Annotated in this window: 7 protein-coding genes; 6 read left to right on the top strand and 1 reads right to left on the bottom strand. The window is 73.9% G+C overall.

Annotated elements, in window-relative coordinates:
* The coding region (gene selD, locus VKG64_19540; GenBank protein HKB27233.1) for a selenide, water dikinase SelD at window positions 1-880 on the top strand (880 nt) is incomplete at its 5' end.
* Here selD and VKG64_19535 read toward each other — a convergent pair.
* A complete protein-coding gene (locus VKG64_19535; GenBank protein HKB27232.1) occupies window positions 870-1139 on the bottom strand; it encodes a zf-HC2 domain-containing protein in 270 nt (89 codons plus the stop codon). The genes selD and VKG64_19535 overlap by 11 nt on opposite strands.
* An 88-nt stretch (window positions 1140-1227) precedes the next feature.
* Between VKG64_19535 and VKG64_19530 the strand changes: the two genes are divergently transcribed.
* From VKG64_19530 to VKG64_19510, 5 genes are all read left to right on the top strand, one after another.
* A complete protein-coding gene (locus VKG64_19530; protein HKB27231.1) occupies window positions 1228-2271 on the top strand; it encodes a glycosyltransferase in 1044 nt (347 codons plus the stop codon).
* Window positions 2272-2518: 247 nt separating this feature from the next.
* The gene (locus VKG64_19525) at window positions 2519-3535 is read left to right on the top strand and encodes a MoxR family ATPase (protein ID HKB27230.1); all 1017 of its coding nucleotides are present in this window, start codon (window positions 2519-2521) and stop codon (window positions 3533-3535) included.
* 15 nt (window positions 3536-3550) lie between these two features.
* Entirely contained in the window at window positions 3551-4996 is a 1446-nt protein-coding gene (locus tag VKG64_19520) for a hypothetical protein (protein HKB27229.1), read from the top strand.
* Between the two features lies 1 nt (window position 4997).
* Window positions 4998-5885, top strand: coding sequence for a DUF58 domain-containing protein (locus VKG64_19515; GenBank protein ID HKB27228.1), 888 nt, complete (start codon window positions 4998-5000; stop codon window positions 5883-5885).
* The coding region (locus VKG64_19510) for a VWA domain-containing protein (GenBank protein ID HKB27227.1) at window positions 5882-6432 on the top strand (551 nt) is incomplete at its 3' end. The genes VKG64_19515 and VKG64_19510, both read left to right, overlap by 4 nt.

Raw genomic sequence — 6432 nt, 5'->3', positions numbered from 1 at the left:
CGACGAGGTCGCCATCGTCGAGACGGTGGACTTCTTCCCCCCGATCGTGGACGACCCCTATACCTACGGCGCGATCGCGGCGGCCAACTCCATGTCCGACGTCTACGCGATGGGCGGCGAGGTGATGTTCGCGCTCGCGGTGGCCGGCTTCCCGCGCGACATGTCGAAGGGGATCATCGCTGAGGTCTTCCGCGGCGGGAGCGACAAGGTCGCGGAGGCGGGCGGCGTCATCGCCGGCGGTCACACCGTCGTGGACGCCGAGCCGAAGTACGGCCTCTGCGTCACCGGCCGCGTCCACCCCGCGCGCATCCTCGTCAAGGGCGGGCTCGTGCCGGGCCACCGGCTCTTCCTCTCGAAGCCCCTCGGCACGGGGGTGATCACGACCGCGGCGAAGGACGGCCACGCGAGCCGCGCGGCGCTCGAGGGCGCCGTCCAGAGCATGCTGAGGCTCAACCGCGCGGCCGCCGAGGTCGCGACGGAGGCCGGGGCGAAGGGCGCGACGGACATCACGGGCTTCGGCTTCCTCGGTCACGCGGGCGAGATGGTCAAGGCCTCGGGCGCCGGCATCGCGGTCGCGGCCGCGCGCGTACCGCTCCTCCCCGGCGCTCGCGAGCTCGCCGAGGCGGGGCACTGGAGCGGCGGCATGAAGCGCAACCGCCGCCACGTGGACGCGGTCTTCGGCCGCGACCTCCAGATCGACCCGACGGTGCCCGCGTATCTCGTCTCGCTGCTCGCCGAGTCCGAGACGTCGGGCGGGCTCCTCTTCTCCGTGGCGCCCGAGCGGGCGCGCGCCGTCGCGGACGCGTTCCGGCGTCGCGGCGAGGAGTGTTGGGAGATCGGGGAGGTGCTGCGGGAGGCGGTGATCCGGGTTACGGCTTAGCGGCGCGCTGCGTGCGGAGGACGGCGAGGAGGCGCTTCTTCAGCTCGCCGGGGATCTCGACCTCTCGGAGCTTCTTCGCCGCGTCGATCGTCCCGCGGTAGGTGTTCACGAAGGCGACGCACGGCCCGCACCCCTCGATGTGCCACTCGATTAGCTCGCGCGTCTCGCGCGGAAGCGTCCCCTCGAGATAGTCGCCGAGCAGCTCGGCGATCTGCCGGCACTCGATCGATGACGAGCCGCTGGCTCCATACTCGGACATCGGCGTCATTATATGTAGATGCCGCGGGGCGCGCGAGGGATTCCGGCGCCGCTGGACGCATCGCGCCAATCCTCGTATGCTCGGGCGCATGTCGCCGCGGGTCGCGCTCCTGACGCCCTTCGCGCACCCCTCCGTCCGCGGGAACGCCGTCACGGTGGCGCGCATCGCGCGGGGCCTCCGCGAGCGCTCGGTCGAGCTCGCCGTCTGGGACCTCTCCGTGGAGCCGGAGGCGCGCGTCGAGGGGGAGGTGGAGGCGTACGCGCCGAGCCTGGTGCACGCCTTCCACGCCTACCGCACGGGGCCGCTCGCGCTCAGGCTCGCGCGCCGGGCCGAGCTGCCGCTCGTCGTCACGCTCACGGGGACCGACGCGAACCACGACCTCTTCGACGTCGAGCGCGCCGCGGTCGTCCGGCACGTCCTCGAGGGCGCGTCGCGCGTGACCGTCTTCCACGCTTCGATCGCGGACCGCGTCGCCGGCGCCCTGCCCGACCTGCGCGGGCGCCTCGTCGTCGTTCCCCAGGGTGCGCGCTTCGAGCCCGGCGGCGCGTTCGACCTCGACGCGCGCGTCGCGCTCCCGCCGGACGCGGCGCTGTTCCTCTTCCCGGCGGGGATCCGCCCCGTGAAGCGGCCGCTCCTGCCGCTGGGCCCGCTCGGGCGCCTCGCCGCGCGCCGCCCCGAGGTGCGGCTGCTCTACGCGGGCCCCGTCCTCGACCGGGACGAGGGCGACGCGCTCCTCCGCGCGCTGGCGGAGCGGCCGTGGGCGCGCCACCTCGGCGCGGTGCCGCACGCGCAGATGGCGTCGCTCCTCGCCCGCGCCGACGTCGTGCTGAACTGCTCGATCTCGGAGGGCGGCATGGCCAACTCGGTGCTCGAGGCGCTGGCGCTCGGCCGGGCGGCGCTCGCGGCCGACATCGAGGGCAACCGCTCGCTGATCGAGGACGGCGTCACCGGCCTTCTCTTCCGCGACGAGGCCGAGCTCGAGCGCCAGGCGGAGCGCCTCATCGCGGATCCCGCCCTCCGCGCGCGGCTCGGCGCCGCCGGGCGCCTGCGGGTCGAGCGGAGCTACCCGCCCGCGCGGGAGGTGGACGGCTACCTCGACGTCTACCGGCGCCTCGTGCGCGTCTCCGCCTGAGCGCCGTCGCGTCCGCCGGCGAAACGCCGGGGGGTCGGCGCGACATCTATAGCGGTGACTGCGGCGGTCGCCTGCCGCTCGAACGAGCAGGCCGTGCCGGAGCGCGCGCGCGCGCCGATTGGTCATGCTTCGTCGCCCGGATCGAGTAGTATGAGAGCAAGGCGGGCGCCGGACACGGTGACCGACGCGCGGCTTGACGGGTCCTCGATAATTGCTGGAATAAGGGCGGCGGGGAGAGGAGACCTCGATGAGTCAGGAGGCGGCCCGGGTCCGCGAGTTCGTCGCCGCGTTCGAGGCGCTGCGCGCCGAGGTCGAGAAGGTCATCGTCGGCCATCGCGCGATCATCACGCACGTGCTCACCGGGATGTTCGCCGGCGGCCACGTGCTCCTCGAAGGCGTGCCCGGGCTCGGCAAGACGCTCCTCGTCAAGACGCTCGCCGAGTGCCTCGAGCTCTCGTTCTCGCGGATCCAGTTCACGCCCGACCTGATGCCCGCCGACATCATCGGCACGAACATCATCGTGGAGGACGCCGACGGGCGGAAGCACTTTCAGTTCCAGCACGGGCCGATCTTCGCCCACATCCTGCTCGCCGACGAGATCAACCGCGCGACGCCGAAGACCCAGTCGGCGCTGCTCGAGGGCATGCAGGAGGGCTCCGTCACGGTCGGCGGCGTCTCGCGCCCCGTGCCCGCGCCGTTCTTCGTGCTCGCGACCCAGAACCCCATCGAGATGGAGGGCACCTACCCGCTGCCCGAGGCCCAGCTCGACCGCTTCTTCTTCAAGCTCCGGGTGCGGTACCCGGCGATCGAGGAGCTGAACGCGATCATCGACCGCACGACGCAGTCGCGGCCGGCGGCCGTCAGCCGCGTCCTGAACGGACCGAGCGTGCTCGCGTTCCGCGAGCTGATCCGGGAGGTGCCGATCGCGTCGCACGTCCGCGACTTCGCCTCGACGATCGTGATGGCGAGCCATCCGCAGTGGCAGGGCGCGCCCCAGGTCACGCAGCGCTTCGTCCGCTACGGCGCGAGCCCACGCGGCGCCCAGGCGCTCGTGCTCGGCGCGAAGGTCAAGGCGCTCGCCGAGGGCCGCTACAACGTCAGCGCCGAGGACATCAAGGCGCTGGCCGCGCCGGCGCTGCGCCACCGCATCATCCTGAACTTCGAGGGCGAGGCCGAGGGCGTGGACACCGACACGCTCGTCGAGCAGCTCGTGGCGACCGCCGAGGCGGAAACGGTCCGCGGCAAGGAACCCTTTCTCCGTTAGGCGCGGGGGGAGCTGATGGCGCAGCCGCAGGCGATCGACGTCCTCGTCCGGCGCGTCGCGCGCCAGATCCGGCAGCGTCGCGCCGAGTACAACGCCTTGCGCGGGGCCTTCTGGGGCTCGATCGCCGCCGCCCTCCTGCTCGTCGCGAAGGCCCCGCTCGGCCCCGCGGCCGTCGCCGCGGCCGCCGCGCTCGTGGCCGCGGGCGCCTGCGCCGGGGGCCTCTCGGGCGCGCTCCGGCGCGTCACGCCGGTGCGCGCGGCCCGGCTCGCCGACCGCGCCTTCGGCCTCGACGACCGGGTCGCAACGACGCTCGAGTGGGCCGCGCGGCCCGATCGCACGCCCCTCGTGGACGTGCTCGTCGCCGACACCGCGGCGCGGGTCGAGGCGCTCCCGTCCCGCCGGGTCGCCCGCCGCGTGCTCCCGCGGGAGGCCCGCTGGCTGCCGGTGCCGGCGCTGGCGGCGCTCGTGCTCGCGCTCGCGCCCCCGATCCCGCTGCCCTCCGCGCTGCCCGACTTCCTGCCGTCCGGCGAGCAGGAGCAGCAGGAGGACCGCACCCAGTCCGCGCTGCTCGAGGAGCGCTCGCGGCCGCTCGCCAGGGACCCGCTGAAGCGTCCGGCCTTCGAGGAGCGGGACTTCGCGCAGCGCCCAGGCGGCGCCGGCGCCGCGCCCGGCGACCTCTCGGCGATCTTCAAGGACACCGCGCTCTCGGGCGCGCGCCCCGACTTCAGCACTTTCCTCAAACGGGGCGACGACCGGCTGAAGCTCCTCGAGCAGATGGACCGGCTGCCCGACCTCCAGACGGACTTCACGACCACGCAGTACAAGATGATCTTCCGCAAGTCGAAGTCGCTGCTGGGCGGGCTCAGCCCGGACATCTCGCCGCAGAAGCTGCGCGAGCTCCTCGAGGAGATGGAGCGCCTCGGGCGCAAGGGCGGCGGCTGGACCGGCGACGCCGCCGAGGGGATGGAGGCGCTCGAGGGGGGCCAGACCGATCGCGCCCTCGAGGCCATGCAGCGCGCGCTCGACAAGATGCGCGCCCAGGACGAAGCCCAGCGCTCGGGCAAGGGCCTGCGCGGCGGGCGCGAGGGGGAGCGCGGCGGGCGCGGCCGCGACCGCGCCCGCGGCGGCGAGGGCCTCGGTCCCGAGGACCAGGACTTCGGCGAGGGCGAGGGGCTCCTGCCCGGCCGCGGCAAGAGCGGCGCGCCCAAGGGCGATGCGACCGCGCGGCTCCGCGCCAACCCCTTCGACGTCGGCGTCGAGGGCGAGTCACGGCGCGGGCGGAAGGAGGGCTACGAGACCAACCTGACGGGCCGCGGGGGTCCGATGGCCTCGCGCCTGCAGTACCTCGGCGTCATCGGCCAGTACCGCAAGCTGATGGAGGACGCGATCACGCGCGAGCAGGTGCCGCGCGACTTCCACGACCAGATCCGGAACTACTTCCAGTCCCTCGACGAGCGCTAGGATGCCCGCGACGCGCGACGCGCTGCTGGGCCCCGAGTTCCTGGCGCAGCTCGAGCGCCTGTCGCTCTTCTCGCGCCGGGTCTTCCGCGGGCGCGTGAAGGGGGAGCGCCGCAGCCCCCGGCGGGGGCACAGCGTCGAGTTCTGCGACTACCGCGGCTACGGCGCCGGCGACGACCTGCGCTACGTGGACTGGAACATCTACGGGCGCCTCGACCGCCTCTACGTCAAGCTGTTCGTGGACGAGGAGGAGCTCTGCTTGCATCTGCTGCTCGACGCCTCGGCGTCCATGCAGTTCGGCGCGCCGACCAAGCTCGAGTACGGCGCGCGCGTCGCCGCCGCGCTCGGCTTCATCGGCCTGGTGAGTATGGAGCGCGTCGGCGTGGGCGTCCTCCGCGAGCGGGTGGCGGAGGGCTGGGCGCCGACGCGCGGGCGCGGCCACGTCGTGAGCCTGCTCGAGTTCCTCGGCCGCGTCGAGCCGGACGGGGGCACGCGGCTCAACGACGGGCTCCAGAACTACGCGATGCGCTCGCGCGACCCCGGGCTCGCCGTCGTCATCTCCGACCTGCTCGATCCCGCGGGGTACGAGACGGGCGTGCGCGCGCTGCTCGAGCGGCGCTTCGACGTCCACCTCGTGCACGTGCTGACGCCGGAGGAGCTGGAGCCCGAGCTCGCCGGCGATCTCCGCCTCGTCGACAGCGAGACCGGCGAGGTCCGCGAGCTCAGCGTGGACGGTGACGCGATCCGCGCGTACCGGCGGCGGCTCACCGAGTTCCTCGAGCGCGCCGAGGCCTTTTGCCGCGCGCAGGAGATCGGCTACCACCGGGTCACGACCGACACGCCGGTGGCGGACTTCGTGCTCTCGCGGATCAGGGGCCGCCTGCTCGTATGAGCTTCCTCTCGCCCCTCGCGCTCGCGCTCTTCGCGCTGGCGCTCCCCCTCGTCCTCCTCTACTTCCTCAAGGTCCGGCGCCGCGAGCGGCGGGTCGCGAGCCTGCTCCTGTGGGATCCGTCGCTCCGCGACCGGCAGGCGTCCGCGTTCTTCCAGCGCCTCCAGCGCGACCCGCTGCTGCTGCTGCAGCTCCTCGCGCTCCTCGCCCTCGCGCTGGCGCTCGCGCGCCCGGCCGTGACGATCATGGGCGACGGCGCGCGCAAGGTGGTGGTCGTGCTCGACACCTCGGCGTCGATGAAGGCGCGCGACGTCGCGCCCTCGCGCTTCGAGGCCGCCCGCGGCGAGGCCCTCGCGCTCGTGCACCACCTCAGCGAGGGCGCCGAGGTGATGGTGCTCGAGTCGGGCGTGCAGCCCAAGGTGACCGCCGCCCTCGCGCGCGGCGGTGAGCGCGCGCTCGCGGCGATCCGCGCCGCGCAGGCGCGCGACCTGCCGAACCGGCTCGTCGAGACCGTGCGGACGGCGCGCGCGCTCGTGGCCGCCGATCCGCG

This window comes from Candidatus Methylomirabilota bacterium, assembly GCA_035260325.1.
GTDB lineage: Bacteria > Methylomirabilota > Methylomirabilia > Rokubacteriales > CSP1-6 > AR19.
Note: the sequence above shows the minus strand (reverse complement) of the source record. Positions and strands in the feature narration are given on the sequence as shown.